Source organism: Priestia sp. VA7 (assembly GCF_055710015.1).
On the sequence record NZ_JBVQPN010000001.1, the window covers coordinates 523,377 to 539,758 of the forward strand.

The following is a 16,382-nucleotide window of genomic DNA, read 5'->3' on the forward strand; positions in this document are numbered from 1 at the left end:
TAATAAATTCATAATTAAATATTGGTCTATCTTCGGGGCAGGGTGAAATTCCCGACCGGCGGTAAAAAACAAATTGTTTTGAGCCCGCGAGCTTATATGTAATACATACGAGCAGATTTGGTGAAATTCCAAAGCCGACAGTACAGTCTGGATGGGAGAAGGTGGAGGTTCAGCGTTCAAAACCTAATGTGATGAACGTTTATTAAATATGCCTGCCATGTCTCCTCTCAACGAATCATTTGTTGGGAGGTTTTTGCGTGGGGATATAAAGTTGAACCTTTCTTCTTTGAAGAGTGGATCACAAAGAAGGAGAGAGGCAAGATGCAACAAAGTAAGAAAACTCAAAAGCTGGTCATACTAGGAATGTTAAGTAGTATTGCTTATATTTTAATGATGATTAATTTTCCAATTCCTGGATTACCTCCGTTTTTAACAATTGATTTTAGCGAAATTCCTGCACTCGTAGCAGCACTTGTATTTGGACCGATGGCTGCTGTTATAGTAGAAGGAATAAAAAATTTATTGAATTATTTAATTCAAGGAAGTGCTACAGGGGTTCCAGTTGGTCAAGTGGCGAACTTTGTGGCTGGTTTACTGTTCGTTCTTCCTGTATCATACATGTTCAACCGATTTAAAACGGCTAAAGGTGTAACGATAGGTTTGGTTACGGGTACGGTGGTAATGACGGTACTCATGGCTGTCTTAAATTATTATGTCTTCTTACCAGCGTATACAATCTTCTTGCAATCGCCAGAAATGTCTAGTGAACAAGCACGTCAATATATCGTTGCAGGTATTTTGCCGTTTAACTTAATAAAAGGAGCAGCAACAGGGGTTATCTTTGTCTTATTGTTTTCAAAAATGAAGCAATGGATCACGCGTCGCATTGCTGTTTAATTCAATCGCTCTCCCGGGGAGAGCGATTTTTATATATAAAAAAACCTGCAGCATGTACACTACAGGTTTGCTCCATACTTATTCGAATTTATTAGCATCGCCTTCGAATTTTTCATCCGCTACGCGAATTGAATCCGTAGGGCAGCCTTCCATTGCATCCATCATATCATCTTCTAGATCTTCTGGAATTTCTACTACACCTTGGTTATCATCTAATGTTACGAATGCAATACCTTCATCATCATAATCATAAATGTCTGGTGCTGCTGCTCCGCAAGCGCCGCATGCGATGCAAGTATCTTTATCAACAATTGTATATTTTGGCATAACAAGACCTCCTGTAAAGTGTTCGAAAATTTCTCATTATATAATCTCTTGGCGAATCAAGAGTGAAATTTCTCCTTATTCATTGTAAAATGATTTATAAAACTTTTCAATAGAAAAGTCACTGAGAATGCTTATCAAATCAAGGTTTCTTCACTTACCCAAACGTTTTGATACATAAAGGAAAGAGCTAAAAAGCCTTTATCTCACATGCTATTGGTCACTTTTGGTACAATGAATGAGAAAGGAAGTTGACACCTTTGAATTATATTCAAGTTAGCATTTTATTTTGTATAAAACAGTTAAAAGGTGAGCGAACCGCCTATGGTATTTATCATTTATTAACAGGTAAAAAGTCAGCTCAAACGATTCAAGACGGAAAAATTTTTGGAATTTCGTTTCTTTTTCAGTCATTTGTTTACTTAGATAAACGGTCTTTTGAAGCCTGCGTTGCATATCTAAAAGAACAGCAGTATATTGAAGAAACTGAAAATCAAAAGTATGTGATGACAGATAAGGGACAAGCACGCCTTGAAGATGAACTGACGGCTCGACCCTTTCATCCAGCTTTAGACGGATGGAAATTCGCAAGCAGTACTCAATTATTTTTAGCAAGAATCACTTTGTTCATTCAGACCTTATCAAACCTACAGTATTTTCAAAAAGGGTTTTTACCCATTTCCAAAAATGCCGAGGTCATTCAATGGGTAAAAACGTATATTATGTCTCAAAAGCAAACGCGTCAAGAGTTAGCCGCCGAGCTATTCGAAGAGCTCCGAATGTGTTTGAAAGGTTGCACGGAACGGGACGCGTCTCTTTTTGTTTTGCAGCTGACTGGATACCAAAGAGTAGGCTTTACAAAAAATCAGTTAGCATATCAATATGAACTCGATGAGCATTATGTTCATATTCAACTTTTAGGGGTTATTCACCATATCATTGAAAAAGTAAGTAAAAATAATGAAAGCTTTCATGTACTGTCTTCTTTTTTACGTGATCTATATTTAGAATTGCCTTTGACAAGCTCGACGTTAAAAACGTATAGCTGGCTTCAAAAAGGCAAGACGCTTGAAGAAATTGCTTATATAAGGCGTTTGAAAGAAAGTACAATTGAAGATCATATTGCAGAATTAGCTCTGTTTGTTCCATCTTTTTCAATCGATGCATACGTATCGCCTAAGCAGCAGGAAAAAATTATCTCAGCTTTTGAAGGTTTGCGTACAAATAAATTAAAGGTGATAAAAGAAGAAGTAAAAGACGACGTTACCTATTTTCAGATTCGTCTCGTATTAGCAAAACATTTTACCTGATACTAAAAAAAGTGGTGTTTGATGTGAAGATAGAACAACTTCTACAGAAACAATTTGGCTATAGCCAATTTCGAATAGGACAAAAAGAGATTATTCAAGATATTTTAACCGGTCATAATGTGTTAGCGGTTCTGCCTACAGGAACAGGAAAATCATTGTGCTATCAGCTCCCAGCTTATTTGTTGAACCGACCGGTGCTGATTGTATCTCCTTTAATTTCACTGATGGAAGATCAAGTTCAACAACTAAAGGCAAGCGGAGAAAAGCGAGTTATTGCCTTAAATAGTTTCCTACAACAAGAAGAAAAACAACGAGCGCTAAAAAATTTAGCTTTTTATCGTTTTATTTATGCATCTCCTGAAATTTTGCAAAATGCTGTTGTAGTAGAAGCATTAAAGCAGGCAAAGGTAGGCCTTTTCGTTGTGGACGAGGCGCATTGTATTTCTCAGTGGGGACATGATTTTCGTTTAGATTATCTACAGCTAGGAGATATATGGAAGGAACTTGGCAGTCCGCTATGTCTGGCACTAACGGGAACTGCGACTAGGGAAGTAGTGGAAGATATTAAGCGCTACTTATCGCTTCCTGCTGTCAACGAGCACATCTATTCCATGAATCGAAGTAATATTGCGATGGAAGTTGATTTTGTTGCAAGTATTGAAGAAAAAAAAGAGAAATTACTGATGTACGTTAGTGAACTGCAAGGTCCGGGAATTATCTATTGTTCCAGCCGATCTTGGACAGAAGCATTAACACAGCTTCTAAAGGAAAATGGGATACAGCGAGTGCAGTATTACCATGGGGGAATGGAACCGAATGAAAGAATGCTTGTTCAACAGCAATTTTTAGAAAATCAGCTTGATATCATTTGCTGCACAAGTGCATTTGGAATGGGGGTTAACAAATCGAATGTTCGCTTTGTTATTCATTTTCATACACCTACGCAGTTAGAAGCATATGTACAGGAAATTGGAAGAAGTGGACGCGATCAGCGAAACAGTATTGCGATCTTGCTTTATGCTGAAGGAGACGATGATTTTGCTCATTCTTTACTTGAAATTGAGCTTCCTTCTTCAGATACCATCTTATACTGCTTGTCGTATTTACGAAACCATGATCAGGCCATTCCTTTAAAACAAGTAGAGTCTCACTTTCTTTATACAGTGGGTGTTCAAGAAACACATTGGCGATTTATTCGTTATTATTTGTACAAAGAAAATGCAGTGAAAAATGAATATGTAAAACCCTGGGAAATTCCTGCATCGCTGCATGAAACGATTGTTGCGGCTGTAAATAAACGTCTTCGAAACAAACATGACAAGTATCGTGCGATGAAGGGGTTTATTGAGACAAAAGAATGCCGTCGTCACGTGCTGCTTGGCTATTTCGATGAAACGGGAAAATCAGAGCATGAGAATTGTTGCGATTGCTGCGGCTTGGATTTAGAAAACTATAAAAAAACAAATGGTGAGCAGGAGCAATGGACATTTCAAGGCTGGGAATTAGAATTAGCTCGTTTGCTTCGTCAAGGAGAGATATAATGGCAAAATCACAGCAAGAGCTTATTTCATCCATGACAGATGCAGAGCTAGTTAAAAATTTATATGTAACACAGCTGCTCATCTGCTTCATTGCTTTAGGCATCGGTTTTTTTACATTCGATTCGTGGAATTCCTTTTTGCAGTTTTTTCAGCTGGATTGGTCTTCTATTTTATTGTACGGGGGAGGAACGGCTCTCTTTGTAGTAGGAGGAGATATACTTCTAATGAAATGCGTACCTGAGCATTTATACGATGACGGAGGGATCAATGAACGTTTATTTGCTAAACGTTCTGTTCCTCATCTGATCCTTATTTGCCTAATCGTTGCATGTTCAGAAGAAATATTATTTCGAGGGGTTATACAAGTTCAGTTTGGCCTCTTTTGGGCGAGTATTGTATTTGCACTCGTTCACATTCGATATTTAAAAAAGTGGTTTCTTTTTATTTCGGTTGTGTTTTTAAGCTTTTTAATAGGGTTGCTTTTTTGGTGGACTGAAAATTTATATGTCACGATTTTTACTCATTTTCTCATTGATTTTTTATTGGGCCTGCAGATACGAAAATTAAAAGGGGAATCTGCACAGCCAGAAGAATTAATGCAGTAAAGGTTAAGGAAACAGTCATTATTTTCAATACTCCCCACATAATCTTTTATGTTCCCTCATATGTTGTACTAGCATAAGAGGGGGGGTGGAATAATGGAAAACAAAGTGGTAGACTTTGAAAACGATGAAACACTTCAATATATATTAGCTAGCGTTATTAAAAGAAAAGAGACAGTCAATAAGCTGAAAGCTAAAGAGAAAAAATGGAAGTTTTTGTTTTTAGCCAGTGTAACGGCTGTTATTAGCTACTTTTTTTTCATATTTCAAAGCGGTTTTTTTAGGACGTTTAGCGAATTTTTTTCATTTTTGTTAGGCAACATGGGACATTTGATGTTTCTATTGCTTACCGTCTCACTTTACTTTTATACTGTACAGCTGCAGAAAAAAAGCGAGAAAGCAGAAAAGACTTTTCAAGATTTGCGCTGTGAGATTATTAAAAGAAGCAAAGAGCTATGGGCGACGCCTGAAACATGGGAGCACCGAAAAGAAACGTTCCGCTGGATGCAGTCAACCTATGGAATTAATTTATATCATGAAAACAAATAGAATCGCATGAAAAAGCCTCTTTTTACATAGAAGTTTAGTGAAGGGGGTTTTTTTGTGAGGGATTGGTTTAACTTGCTGGCTGCGTGGTTATGCAGTTATTATATCAGCAGTTTAACGGCTGTAGGCTCAAAAGCTTCGTTAACCTATTTACTTATTCAAATGATTTTACATCCGTTAGAGGTGTTTAGTGTTATAATCTTGTTTTTTACGGCTCTTTTTTGTCTGTCGGCGGCAGTTCGTAAAGTGTTTCTGCAAAGTCGGTTGCTTCTAAAAGGCTATAAGGTAAAATGGCATGAATACCTTGTTTCATGTCTATGTGTGATAGGAATTTTATCGTTAAGTGCCATTGCACTTTATCAAGTAGTAGGTTTGTTAACAATTGCGATAATTTATGCCCTTTCTTCTTTAAAGGAAACACATCGGGTATAAAATGAAAAGAAGGAGAATATATGGTTATTCTTTTAATTGTTTTAGCGTTAGGCATAGGCTTGCTGATTTTTATGTTTTCAGAAGCCCATCGTACATATGTCGAAGAAAGAACGATTCATTTATCAAGATTTCCTGAAAATAAGCAGCCTTTGCGCCTGTTTTTTATATCGGATATACATAAGCGAACAGTTTCGTCGAAGCTGTTGGAAAAAATACCGGGCGAAGTAGATTTTGTGATCATAGGCGGTGATTTACTAGAAGGAGGAGTCCCTTTAGTGCGGGCTCGTCAAAATATTCAACAGCTTAAAACGCTAGGACCCGTCTATTTTGTGTGGGGAAATAATGATTACGAAGTAAGTCAGATGCAATTGAAGCAGATGCTTAAAGATGAAGGAGTTATTGCCCTTAAAAATGAGCATGTCTTTGCCGTTTCTAAATATGGTACTACATGCCACTTTGCGGGGGTAGATGATTTATCAGAAGGTCAGATGAATCTAAAGAGAGCTGTTTCTTCCATTGAACCTGAACAGCTTACCATTCTTCTAAGCCATAATCCTGATGTTATCTATTATGTAGATAAAGAATCAAAAGTAGATTTAATTTTGAGCGGGCATACACACGGGGGACAGATACGCTTATTTAATTTGGGTATGTATGAATTAGGAGGGCTGAAAGAAAAAAGAAAGATTCCTCTTTTTGTCAGTAACGGATATGGTACAACCTCTTTGCCTCTCCGTTTACAAGCTAGAGCCCAAACGCATTATATCACTTTAAAAAGGAAAGAATAGCCTTGAACAAACTCTTTACATAGCATATACAAATTTTACACACAGGATAACTTATCCTATAATTCAATTAATAGATACAGTTCACGAAGAGTAGTTGGAGGTTACGTATGGCTCACGAAGGGAAGTATAATATTAAAGCCATCTCAAATATGGTCGGAATCCAGCCGGGAACTTTGCGTGCATGGGAACGACGTTATCAAATTTTAAATCCTGTCCGCAACGATTCGGGGCATCGGTTATATACAGAGGAAGATTTGCGGAAATTAAAATGGCTCACGGAAAAAGTGAGCGGAGGTTTTACCATCAGTCAAGCGGTTTCGTTATTAGAAACGGAAAGCAGTACAGTAGGAACGTTTGAAGAAGAAGGAGAAGTAGATTCCCCTCAAAAAATTAGGGATGAGCTGTTAACGATGCTTTTATCTTTTGAAGAAGGAAAAGCACAGGATTTAATTAATCATGCTTTTAGCCTGTATTCGGTAGAAAAAGTGGTTATTGATATTTTGGGTTCTCTACTCGTGACGGTTGGAGATATGTGGGAAAAAGGGCAAATTACAAGTGCTCATGAGCATTATACGACTCAAGTATTAAAAACGCGTATCAGCATGATTTTTTATTCGCTGCCTTCAAATGGCTTATTACCTAAAGCGATTGCTGTATGCGGACCTAATGAGACACATGAAGTGGGACTCCTAGTCTTTACGCTATTTTTACGCCGTAAAGGGTTTGAAGTTATTTATTTAGGAAGCAGCATTGAAGATAAAGATGTCGAGTTAATTGTTAAAGAAGTAGACCCAACATTTTTATTTATGTCATGCACAATGTTGGAAAATGCCGAGAAAACACTAAACTTGACGAACCAAATGATAAAGAAATTCCCCCATCTTAAAGTAGGATTAGGCGGTTATGTGTTTGATGTTTTAGATAGCAAAAGAAAAGGCGAGGCCCAGCCGTTTATTTTAGGAAATACAAAAGAAGAGTGGAACAGCTGGCTAACAAAAAAATTAGCAGAAATTGATTGAGAATAGCTTGTCTTTCCTATCATAAACCTGTAAACTCGTAAGTAAACATCACGAACCGTTTTCCAAAAAATACATATACTGCATTATCGAACCATGTGGTTATGAGTGCAAGCGGGGAGGGACGCTAATGAGGCTTGAACGATTAAACTATAATAAGCTAAAAGTTTTTTTGACCTACGATGATTTAAAAGAAAGAGGGTTAACAAAAGAAGATCTATGGACAGATACATTCAAAGTAAAACAGCTTTTTCGTGAGATGATAGAGCAAGCTTCTCAAGAACTGAACTTTGAACCTACAAATTCTCTTTCGGTAGAAGTTTTTTCACTTCAAGCACAGGGAATGGTTGTATTTGTGACAAAGCAGTATGAAGAAGAAACCAGCTACGGTGAGTTCGATGAAGACGAGTTCGAAGACTTCATTGAAATGCAGGTCATGCTAGATGAAAGCGAAGACATGTTTTTTGAGTTTGATTCATTTGAAGATGTCATTCAGCTGACCAAACGCATGTCAAACTTTTACGATACGGATAGCGTGCTCTATTCATTTGAAAAACGTTTTTACGTGCTGTTGGATTATCACATGCTGCCACCGGCTGAAGTTGGGAATATGATTGCGGTTTTGGCGGAGTATGGAAATCCCTCTACAATTACAAAGCACCGCGTCAATGAATATGGAAAAATGTTAGTAGAAAAGAGAGCTTTGGAGTATATTAATTCTGTCTTTTCTTAATTGTTTAATTGAAATAATTACACCCGTGAAGGATAAAGCACTTTTATTAAAATAAGAGTGGCTGCACTTTCAGCTTGTACAAAGTTGTTGAAAGTGCTCTTTATCACCGGGTGTTTTTTATTTTTTTTAGACGATTAAAGCATACTAGAAAAGAGGCAGACTTAAAACATTGTAGCATACCTTGTAAAGTTATTGGAAGCGTTTTCTTAGAAGAACACAAAAAATACTAAAAGTTCGATATTTTCCTTTGCAATGTAAAACTAAGGGTGTATACTATGTCATGAAAGAAGCACCATTCAATTAAAAACGAATAATTTTCGATACATTTTAGGAGGTTTACAGATGGTAGCCGACAAGATGCAAGACAGTAAAAATAGTCAAGAAGAGAAGCATGATGTTTTAAAATCTACACAAACAGTGATACATAAAGCGTTAGAAAAACTAGGCTATCCTGATGAAGTGTATGAACTATTAAAAGAGCCATTACGAATGATGACAGTAAAAATTCCTGTTCGTATGGATGACGGATCAGTTAAGATTTTTACAGGTCACCGAGCGCAGCATAACGATGCAGTTGGTCCTACGAAAGGCGGAATTCGTTTTCACCCAAACGTAACTGAAAAAGAAGTAAAAGCTCTATCTATATGGATGAGTTTAAAATGTGGAATCGTTGACCTTCCTTACGGTGGAGGAAAAGGTGGAATTGTTTGTGATCCTCGAAATATGTCTTTTGGAGAATTAGAGCGTTTAAGCCGCGGATATGTTCGTGCGATTAGCCAAATTGTTGGACCAACAAAGGATATTCCAGCGCCGGATGTGTTTACAAATTCACAAATTATGGCTTGGATGATGGATGAATACAGCCGGATTGATGAATTTAACTCCCCGGGCTTTATTACTGGAAAGCCCCTTGTCTTAGGTGGTTCACACGGCCGTGAAACAGCGACTGCAAAAGGAGTAACTATTTGTATTCGTGAAGCAGCGAAAAAACGAGGCATTGAATTACAAGGTGCACGGGTAGTAGTACAAGGGTTTGGAAATGCAGGAAGCTTTTTAGCTAAGTTCATGCATGACGCTGGGGCTAAAATTGTAGGGATATCCGATGCGTACGGAGCGCTGCATGATCCTAACGGTTTAGACATTGATTATTTATTAGATCGACGCGATAGCTTTGGTACAGTAACGAAATTATTCAATAATACAATCAGCAATAAAGAGCTGCTTGAACTTGACTGCGACATCCTAGTTCCAGCTGCGATTGAAAATCAAATTACAGAAGAAAATGCCCATAACATTCAAGCGAGTATTGTAGTAGAAGCAGCAAATGGACCAACAACTCTTGAAGCAACGCGCATCTTGTCAGAGAGAGGAATTTTATTAGTTCCAGACGTTTTGGCAAGTGCCGGCGGTGTAACAGTCTCTTATTTTGAATGGGTGCAAAATAACCAAGGTTATTATTGGACGGAAGAAGAAGTAGAAGAAAAGCTTGAAAAAGTAATGGTTAAATCATTTAATAACATCTACGAAACCTCTACAACTCGAAAAGTCGACATGCGTCTAGCTGCTTATATGATAGGCGTAAGAAAAATGGCAGAAGGCTCTCGTTTCAGAGGCTGGATTTAAAAACAGAACAGCAGAACAATTGCGTAAATAGAAAAAATCTCCTATCATTAATGAGGAGATTTTTTTGTTTTACACTGCGTTAAAATAAAAAAAAGGTGCGTTTACAACTGAAGGAGTGACAGGCATGAAGAAAGAAAAAGTAATTATTGTTGGCGGAGGACCATGCGGCCTTTCAGCAGCTATTGAGCTTCAACATACAGGTATTGATGCCCTTGTAATTGAAAAAGGAAATATCGTGAATGCAATTTATAACTATCCGACCCACCAAACGTTTTTTAGTTCGAGTGAAAAACTGGAAATAGGGGATGTCCCTTTTATTACCGAAAATCGTAAGCCTATGCGCAACCAAGCTCTTGCTTACTACCGAGAAGTGGTGAAGCGCAGGCAAGTTCGAATTCAGCCGTTTGAACGTGTCTTGCAAGTAGACAAACAAGCGGAAAACCAATTTATTGTCACAACATCTAAAGAGACATATGAAGCGGAGAATGTCATTATAGCTACGGGCTATTACGATCATCCTAATTATATGAATGTGCCTGGTGAAGATTTATCAAAGGTATTTCATTATTTTAAAGAAGCGCATCCGTACTTTGATAAAGATGTAGTCGTTATAGGCGGAAAAAACTCTAGCGTCGATGCAGCTCTGGAATTGGTGAAGTGTGATGCAAGGGTGACGGTTATTTATCGTGGCTCAGATTACTCACCTAGCGTAAAACCTTGGATATTGCCTGAATTTGAGGCTCTGGTTCGAAATGGAACAATTGGGATGCATTTTAATGCTCATGTAACAAAGATAACGGATGAAACGGTAACATATGAACAGGAAGGGAAAGAATCTACGATTAGTAACGATTTCGTTTTTGCGATGACTGGATATCATCCTGATCATTCGTTCTTAATAAAAATGGGTGTGGAATTAGATGATGAAACAGGCCGCCCTTCTTTTAACGAAGAGACGATGGAAACAAACGTGGAAGGAATTTATATCGCTGGTGTGATTGCTGCAGGAAACAATGCTAATGAGATTTTTATCGAAAATGGACGTTTTCATGGAAAATCAATTGCTTCTCATATTATCAACAAAAACAACGCATAGGCTTCTATGCGTTGTTTTACTAATGATTAAATAGCTGCTGCAGTTCATCATGATTCGTTGTTACTTGGAGAGCAACTAACAGTTTAATGCGTGCTTTAGGACCATTTAAGCCATTTGAAAAAATAACGCCCATCTCTTTCAACTGCTTGCCGCCGCCTTCATATCCATATACATCTTGAGCAATTCCATTAAAACAGCGGGAAACGAGTACGATGGGTATCTTTCGCTCCAAAAGCAATTGAATGCCTGGAATTGTGAGAGGAGGTAGATTTCCTTGGCCGAGGGCTTCAATTACAAGTCCATCAACATTCATTGAAGCCACTGCTTGAAATAAATGGTCGTCCATTCCTGCATAAGCTTTTAATAAAGTGATTTGTTTATCTATCTGATTGACAGGATAAAATTCGTGTTCTGTAGGCATGTGGTGAAAAGATACGCCGCGTTTTGTGATTAATCCTATTGGCCCGTACTGTGGGCTTTGAAATGTCGCCACGTTGCTTGTGTGGGTCTTGGTCACATTTTCAGCGGTATGAATTTCATCGTTCATCACAACTAAGACACCTTTTCCTTTTGCACCGTCACTAATAGCCACCCGAACCGCAGATATAAAATTATAAGGACCGTCTGAACCAATTTCATTGCTTGATCTCATGGCTCCAGTTAAGACAATTGGAATATCTGTATGCACTGTTAAATCTAAAAAATAAGCGGTTTCTTCCAGGGTGTCCGTACCGTGAGTTAACACGACTGCATCAATTTTGCCTTCATTAATTTTATCGCGTATTTTTTTTGAAAGTATAAGCATTTCCTTAGGAGTAATGTGAGGAGAAGGCAGATGAAATGCTTCTTCTACGATCACATTGGCCATACCTGAAACAGATGATGTGGAGCGGTGAAGCGGGTTTTGAATATCTGGTGTTACCGATCCAGTTGCCATGTCTTCTTTCATAGAGATTGTGCCGCCGGTGTGAAGAATATAAACAGTTTTCATAGAGAGCTCCTTTCAATTTTTCATATAAGTATGATACATTTTTTGGTATACTTGTTTAAGGTCTTTGTTAGGCTTTGTAAATCGACAGCAAGTTATGTGAGCATTTACATATAAAGATAAGGACATTATAGACGGAGATTTTCATCCTAAAGATAACATGTTACTATTAAAAAAAACAGAGGAGATGAGGCGCTATTTATGTTGGCGATTGTATCTGCAGGCATTGCGCCAGGATTGGCATTGTTAAGTTTTTTTTATTTGAAAGATGAATATGAAACTGAGCCTATTTCAATGGTATTAAAAACATTTATTTTTGGAGCAATGCTTGTTTTGCCAATTATGTTTATTCAATATGTATTTGGTGAAGAACACGTTTTTCAATCACCTTTTCTTCAAGCATTTTTTACGACAAGCTTTTTAGAAGAATTTTTCAAATGGTTCATTTTATATTTCACGATTTATCAGCATGTGGAATTTGATGAGCATTATGATGGAATTGTTTACGGGGCAGCTGTTTCATTAGGTTTTGCTACCGTTGAAAATATTTTATATTTATTTGCAAATGGTCTAGAATCAGCGCTAGGAAGAGCCTTTTTACCCGTATCTAGTCATGCTTTATTCGGCGTCATTATGGGGTATTATTTAGGGAAAGCAAAGTTTTCTGAAGGAAAGGAAAAAACGAAGTGGACGCTGTACTCCGTATTTGCGCCGCTCATTTTACATGGAACATATGATTATATTTTAAAAACAATGGATCATTGGGTATTTATTATTATTCCATTTATGATTTATTTATGGTGGCTAGCATTAAGAAAAGTAAAAAAGGCCAAACAGCCCTCGATTGTCTAGGCTCAGCTTGTAAATCTTTTTTGAGAGATTTACGAGCTGAGTTTTTTTCATTTCGGTAAATTTTGCGCATCTTGTATAAAAAAACAACCTTTACAAAAAATACTCCTATCATCTTATCAGTTACATACGATGTAGGAGGTTTTGTCATGTTATCATTTCGATGTTTTAAAAAGTATGCATGTCTCATATGCATATGTTCATTTATTGCAGCGTCCGTTGTGAGTCCAAAGGCCGCTCACGCGTTTTCAAATCAAGTCATTCAACACGGAGCAGTTGGAGATGACGTTATTGAGCTGCAGTCGAGACTTCAGTATTTAGGTTATTACAATGGGAAAATTGACGGTGTATTTGGATGGAGCACATACTGGGCACTGCGCAATTTTCAATATGAATTTGGCATTAAAAAGATTGACGGTTTAGCAGGCTGGCAAACAAAGATTAAATTAGCCAACGCAACAAAATATCACGAAAACTATGTGAAAAATCAAATTAGAAAAGGAAATAAGTTTACGCACTATGGGGGTCGGCCTCTTGATCAGCAGTCTAAAGGAAGCAGTACCAGCGGGAACAATGGTCAGCAAAAAGCACAAAGCGGATCTTCTCAAGCAAAAAAACCTGCCAGTCAGCCGCAGCGTAATACGTCTAAAGGAAATTCTGAACAACAGAAAGAAAAAGCACAAAAGCCAACAGCGGTGAATGTACCAAGCGGCTTTTCACAAAATGATATTCAGCTCATGGCAAATGCTGTGCATGGTGAAGCACGGGGTGAACCATATAATGGCCAAGTAGCCGTAGCGGCCGTTATTTTGAACCGAGTTAACAGTCCGTCATTTCCAAATACAGTTGCTGGAGTTATTTTTGAACCGCGTGCATTTACTGCCGTAGCAGATGGACAAATCTGGCTTGAACCCAATCCAACATCTAAAAAAGCGGTTATGGATGCGATTAACGGATGGGATCCTACTGGGAATGCTATCTATTACTTTAATCCGGATACAGCAACAAGCGCATGGATTTGGTCACGTCCTCAAATTAAGCAAATCGGGAAACACATTTTCTGTCGATAAAAAGAGGTGAAGGAAACATGATTCGCACAATTTTAATTGTATTATTAGCTATTGGTGTTGTAGGTGTAGGCTATTGGGGGTACAGCGAACATCAAGAAAAAGATGCTGTGCTGCTTCAAGCAGAGAATACGTATCAACGAGCATTTCATGATTTATCATATCAGCTAGATTTATTAAATGATAAAATCGGTGGCACGCTCGCCATGAGTTCGAGAGATCAGCTTTCGCCCGCGCTTGCAGAAGTATGGCGTTTAACTTCTGAAGCTCATAACAATGTAGGACAGCTGCCTTTATCGCTTTTGCCGTTCAATAAAACAGAAGAGTTTCTTTCAGATGTTGGTGACTTTACGTACAAAGTGGCGGTAAGGGATTTAAGCAAAGCACCCTTAACAGATAAAGAGTATAAAACGTTAAATTCGCTTTATGATCAGTCAGGTGAAATTCAAAATGAAATGCGCCAAGTACAGCATCTAGTCATTGATAATAACTTGCGCTGGATGGATGTTGAACTAGCCCTAGCCACAAAAGAAAAGCAAGGTGACAATACGATTATTGACGGATTAAAAACCGTGGAAAAAAGTATGGATTCTTTTGCCGAAACAGATTTGGGCGTTATGAATGCAACGAATGAGCAGGAAAAAAACGCTTTTCATCAATTAAAAGGTAGAGAAGTTAGTGAAGATGTTGCAAAACAAGTGGCGCGTTCGTTTTTGAATTTAAAAGGAAATGAACAAATTCATATTGTAAAGAGCGGAAAAGACGCTGATTATGAGGTGTACAGCTTAACCATTACAGATCCAAAGACTAAACAAGAGACGTATATGGATATTACACAAAAAGGTGGTTATCCGCTTTGGGTGCTCGAAGATCGAGATATTAAAAAACAAAATATTAGTTTAAACGATGCTATGAACAAAGCGACTAAGTTTTTAAAAGGTCATCGTTTTGAAAGCCTAGTAATGGCTGAAAGCGCTCAATATGATAACATGGGAGTCTTTACATTCGTAGAGCAAACGGAAAGTGGAGTTCGGATTTATCCGGATTCAGTTAAAATGAAAATGTCTTTAGAAGATGGATCTGTGATTGGTTTCTCAGCTAAAGACTTCTTATTAAAACATCGTACAAGAGATATTCCAAAACCTAAAATTTCGAAAGAACAGGCAAAAACCAAGCTGAATTCGAATGTAAAAGTGATGGAAGACCGCTTGGCAATTATTACGAATGATTTAAACGAAGAAGTGCTATGCTATGAGTTTTTAGGGACAATAAAAAATGATACGTATCGTATTTTCATCAATGCCGATACGGGTTTTGAAGAAAAAGTCGAAAAACTGCAAAACTCAGAACCTTTATATAATGAAGTGTAAAGTTGATAAAAACCGGTGTCTATAGACACCGGTTTTTTGTGTTTTTTAATATTTTATTGAGTCTAAATGACTAATTTGTATTTACAAAATAAACATATTTAACTATGTTTAAATAAAGGGAAAAAGTGTATATAGTGGAACTGAAGGAGAGAGAAGATGATAAAAGCGGGAATGAGGCTGACGTTAGAGAGCGGGCACAGAGAGTCTATATTACAACAAACATATCGATGTAAAGTAGTTGAGTTTACGGAAGACGTGATTTATATTAGCTATCCGCTAAATGAAGAAACGCAGCGAAGTGCTTTTTTACTAAAAGGTACAAAATTGCTTGCTACGTTTATTGGATATGATCAAAATGTATATACTTTTCCAACTGAAGTAACAGGGCGTGAAATAAAAGGCATGCCTGTTGTGAAGCTCTTTTACCCGGGCGATAAAAAGTTAAAATCTATCCAAAGAAGAAATTTTTTCCGTGTGCCGCTTACAGTGAAGGCGGTGATAGAAAGTGAGCAAGAACAACAGGATGTAATGGAAATCATGACTAAAAACATCAGTGCAGGTGGAATAGCCGGCTCCTTCCATCACTCGCTGCTTTTTAATGAGAAAGATTCGGTTGTTGTACGATTAAGTCTTCCTAATCGTGAGGGAGCTTTGCAGCATCTTGAATTAAAAGGGGAAGTTGTACGAATTACCGCCCCGACTTCTTGTAAAGTAGGTCAGCTATCTATTAAATTTATGGACATGGAAAAACAAACGAAAGAAATGATGATTCGTTATACCTTAAAGCGTCAGCTCGACCTAAGAAGAAAAGGTCTTCTTTAGCGTATAAAAAAAACTTCTCTTTCCTAAACTGTAAGCAAAGGTATTACTTCTTACAAAAGGAGAAAAAAGGTGAATCGAATAGAACGAATTTTAATTAAATTAGTGGTTATTCAATTTGTGTTTTTAATAATTGCTCAATGTATTTTACTATCTAGCAGTCACAGTACATATTTCTCAAAGGTTATTCAGTATGAGGGAGTTAGCAAAAATAATTTTAATAAAATTATTGAAACATTCGACCAGTAGTCGGACGTATGGTAGAATAACTAGGAAAGAAACATGCAGTGAACACCAGGCAGGAGAAGACCCCCTGCTCTTTTTTTCGTTTATAAACGCTTCATATAAAATGGCTCATTGTATAAAAGATGAAAGTGGTTT

18 protein-coding genes and 1 riboswitch are annotated in these 16,382 nt (G+C 37.5%); of the genes, 16 read left to right on the plus strand and 2 right to left on the minus strand.

Annotation, left to right across the window (positions count from 1 at the left end):
* The first annotated feature begins 24 nt into the window (after positions 1-24).
* Positions 25-167: riboswitch (FMN riboswitch) on the plus strand.
* A gap of 154 nt (positions 168-321) precedes the next feature.
* Entirely contained in the window at positions 322-897 is a 576-nt protein-coding gene (locus AC0C45_RS02795) for an ECF transporter S component (RefSeq protein WP_013084915.1), read from the plus strand.
* 78 nt (positions 898-975) lie between these two features.
* On the opposite strand, the gene AC0C45_RS02800 is transcribed toward AC0C45_RS02795, so the two are convergent.
* Positions 976-1,224 (minus strand): ferredoxin, encoded by a 249-nt coding sequence (locus AC0C45_RS02800; protein ID WP_013059046.1) that lies wholly within the window; start codon positions 1,222-1,224, stop codon positions 976-978.
* Positions 1,225-1,481: 257 nt separating this feature from the next.
* On the opposite strand from AC0C45_RS02800, the gene AC0C45_RS02805 reads away from it, so the two are divergent.
* The 10 genes from AC0C45_RS02805 to AC0C45_RS02850 all read left to right on the plus strand — a co-directional run bounded on the left by AC0C45_RS02805 (position 1,482) and on the right by AC0C45_RS02850 (position 10,908).
* Complete coding sequence (locus tag AC0C45_RS02805; RefSeq protein WP_171776634.1) at positions 1,482-2,531, plus strand: YpbB family protein; 1,050 nt, start codon at positions 1,482-1,484, stop codon at positions 2,529-2,531.
* A gap of 23 nt (positions 2,532-2,554) precedes the next feature.
* Complete coding sequence (locus tag AC0C45_RS02810; protein WP_257061284.1) at positions 2,555-4,072, plus strand: RecQ family ATP-dependent DNA helicase; 1,518 nt, start codon at positions 2,555-2,557, stop codon at positions 4,070-4,072.
* The gene (locus AC0C45_RS02815; RefSeq protein ID WP_047932133.1) at positions 4,072-4,677 is read left to right on the plus strand and encodes a CPBP family intramembrane glutamic endopeptidase; all 606 of its coding nucleotides are present in this window, start codon (positions 4,072-4,074) and stop codon (positions 4,675-4,677) included. The genes AC0C45_RS02810 and AC0C45_RS02815 overlap by 1 nt, the downstream gene beginning before the upstream one ends.
* A 93-nt stretch (positions 4,678-4,770) precedes the next feature.
* Positions 4,771-5,223, plus strand: a complete 453-nt coding sequence (locus AC0C45_RS02820; RefSeq protein ID WP_047932132.1) for a DUF2663 family protein — start codon at positions 4,771-4,773, stop codon at positions 5,221-5,223.
* Between the two features lie 54 nt (positions 5,224-5,277).
* On the plus strand, positions 5,278-5,652 hold the full coding sequence (locus tag AC0C45_RS02825; protein ID WP_047932131.1) for a hypothetical protein: 375 nt from the start codon (positions 5,278-5,280) through the stop codon (positions 5,650-5,652).
* Between the two features lie 20 nt (positions 5,653-5,672).
* Positions 5,673-6,440, plus strand: coding sequence for a metallophosphoesterase (locus AC0C45_RS02830; RefSeq protein WP_257061285.1), 768 nt, complete (start codon positions 5,673-5,675; stop codon positions 6,438-6,440).
* A gap of 107 nt (positions 6,441-6,547) precedes the next feature.
* Complete coding sequence (locus tag AC0C45_RS02835) at positions 6,548-7,459, plus strand: MerR family transcriptional regulator (protein WP_016765484.1); 912 nt, start codon at positions 6,548-6,550, stop codon at positions 7,457-7,459.
* A 127-nt stretch (positions 7,460-7,586) separates the two neighbouring features.
* The gene (locus AC0C45_RS02840; protein WP_047932129.1) at positions 7,587-8,189 is read left to right on the plus strand and encodes a genetic competence negative regulator; all 603 of its coding nucleotides are present in this window, start codon (positions 7,587-7,589) and stop codon (positions 8,187-8,189) included.
* A 357-nt stretch (positions 8,190-8,546) separates the two neighbouring features.
* Positions 8,547-9,812 (plus strand): Glu/Leu/Phe/Val family dehydrogenase, encoded by a 1,266-nt coding sequence (locus AC0C45_RS02845; protein WP_370506064.1) that lies wholly within the window; start codon positions 8,547-8,549, stop codon positions 9,810-9,812.
* 124 nt (positions 9,813-9,936) lie between these two features.
* Positions 9,937-10,908, plus strand: coding sequence for a YpdA family putative bacillithiol disulfide reductase (locus AC0C45_RS02850; protein WP_047932128.1), 972 nt, complete (start codon positions 9,937-9,939; stop codon positions 10,906-10,908).
* Between the two features lie 19 nt (positions 10,909-10,927).
* Here the strand turns inward: AC0C45_RS02850 and AC0C45_RS02855 are convergent, their stop codons facing one another.
* Positions 10,928-11,899, minus strand: coding sequence for an asparaginase (locus AC0C45_RS02855; protein ID WP_013084903.1), 972 nt, complete (start codon positions 11,897-11,899; stop codon positions 10,928-10,930).
* Between the two features lie 198 nt (positions 11,900-12,097).
* Here AC0C45_RS02855 and prsW point away from each other — a divergent pair, with 198 nt between their 5' ends.
* The 5 genes from prsW (at position 12,098) to AC0C45_RS02880 (ending at position 16,250) form a co-directional block, all read left to right on the plus strand.
* The gene (prsW, locus tag AC0C45_RS02860) at positions 12,098-12,748 is read left to right on the plus strand and encodes a glutamic-type intramembrane protease PrsW (protein ID WP_013059034.1); all 651 of its coding nucleotides are present in this window, start codon (positions 12,098-12,100) and stop codon (positions 12,746-12,748) included.
* Positions 12,749-12,894: 146 nt separating this feature from the next.
* On the plus strand, positions 12,895-13,815 hold the full coding sequence (gene sleB, locus AC0C45_RS02865; protein ID WP_095378777.1) for a spore cortex-lytic enzyme: 921 nt from the start codon (positions 12,895-12,897) through the stop codon (positions 13,813-13,815).
* Positions 13,816-13,832: 17 nt separating this feature from the next.
* Positions 13,833-15,182 carry a germination protein YpeB gene (ypeB, locus tag AC0C45_RS02870; RefSeq protein ID WP_047930820.1) on the plus strand — a complete coding sequence of 450 codons (1,350 nt, stop codon included), beginning with the start codon at positions 13,833-13,835 and terminating at the stop codon, positions 15,180-15,182.
* 156 nt (positions 15,183-15,338) lie between these two features.
* The gene (locus tag AC0C45_RS02875) at positions 15,339-16,004 is read left to right on the plus strand and encodes a flagellar brake protein (protein ID WP_047930819.1); all 666 of its coding nucleotides are present in this window, start codon (positions 15,339-15,341) and stop codon (positions 16,002-16,004) included.
* 69 nt (positions 16,005-16,073) lie between these two features.
* Positions 16,074-16,250: a YpfB family protein gene (locus tag AC0C45_RS02880; RefSeq protein ID WP_013059030.1), complete on the plus strand. Its 177-nt coding sequence runs from the start codon at positions 16,074-16,076 to the stop codon at positions 16,248-16,250.
* Positions 16,251-16,382: the final 132 nt, after the last annotated feature.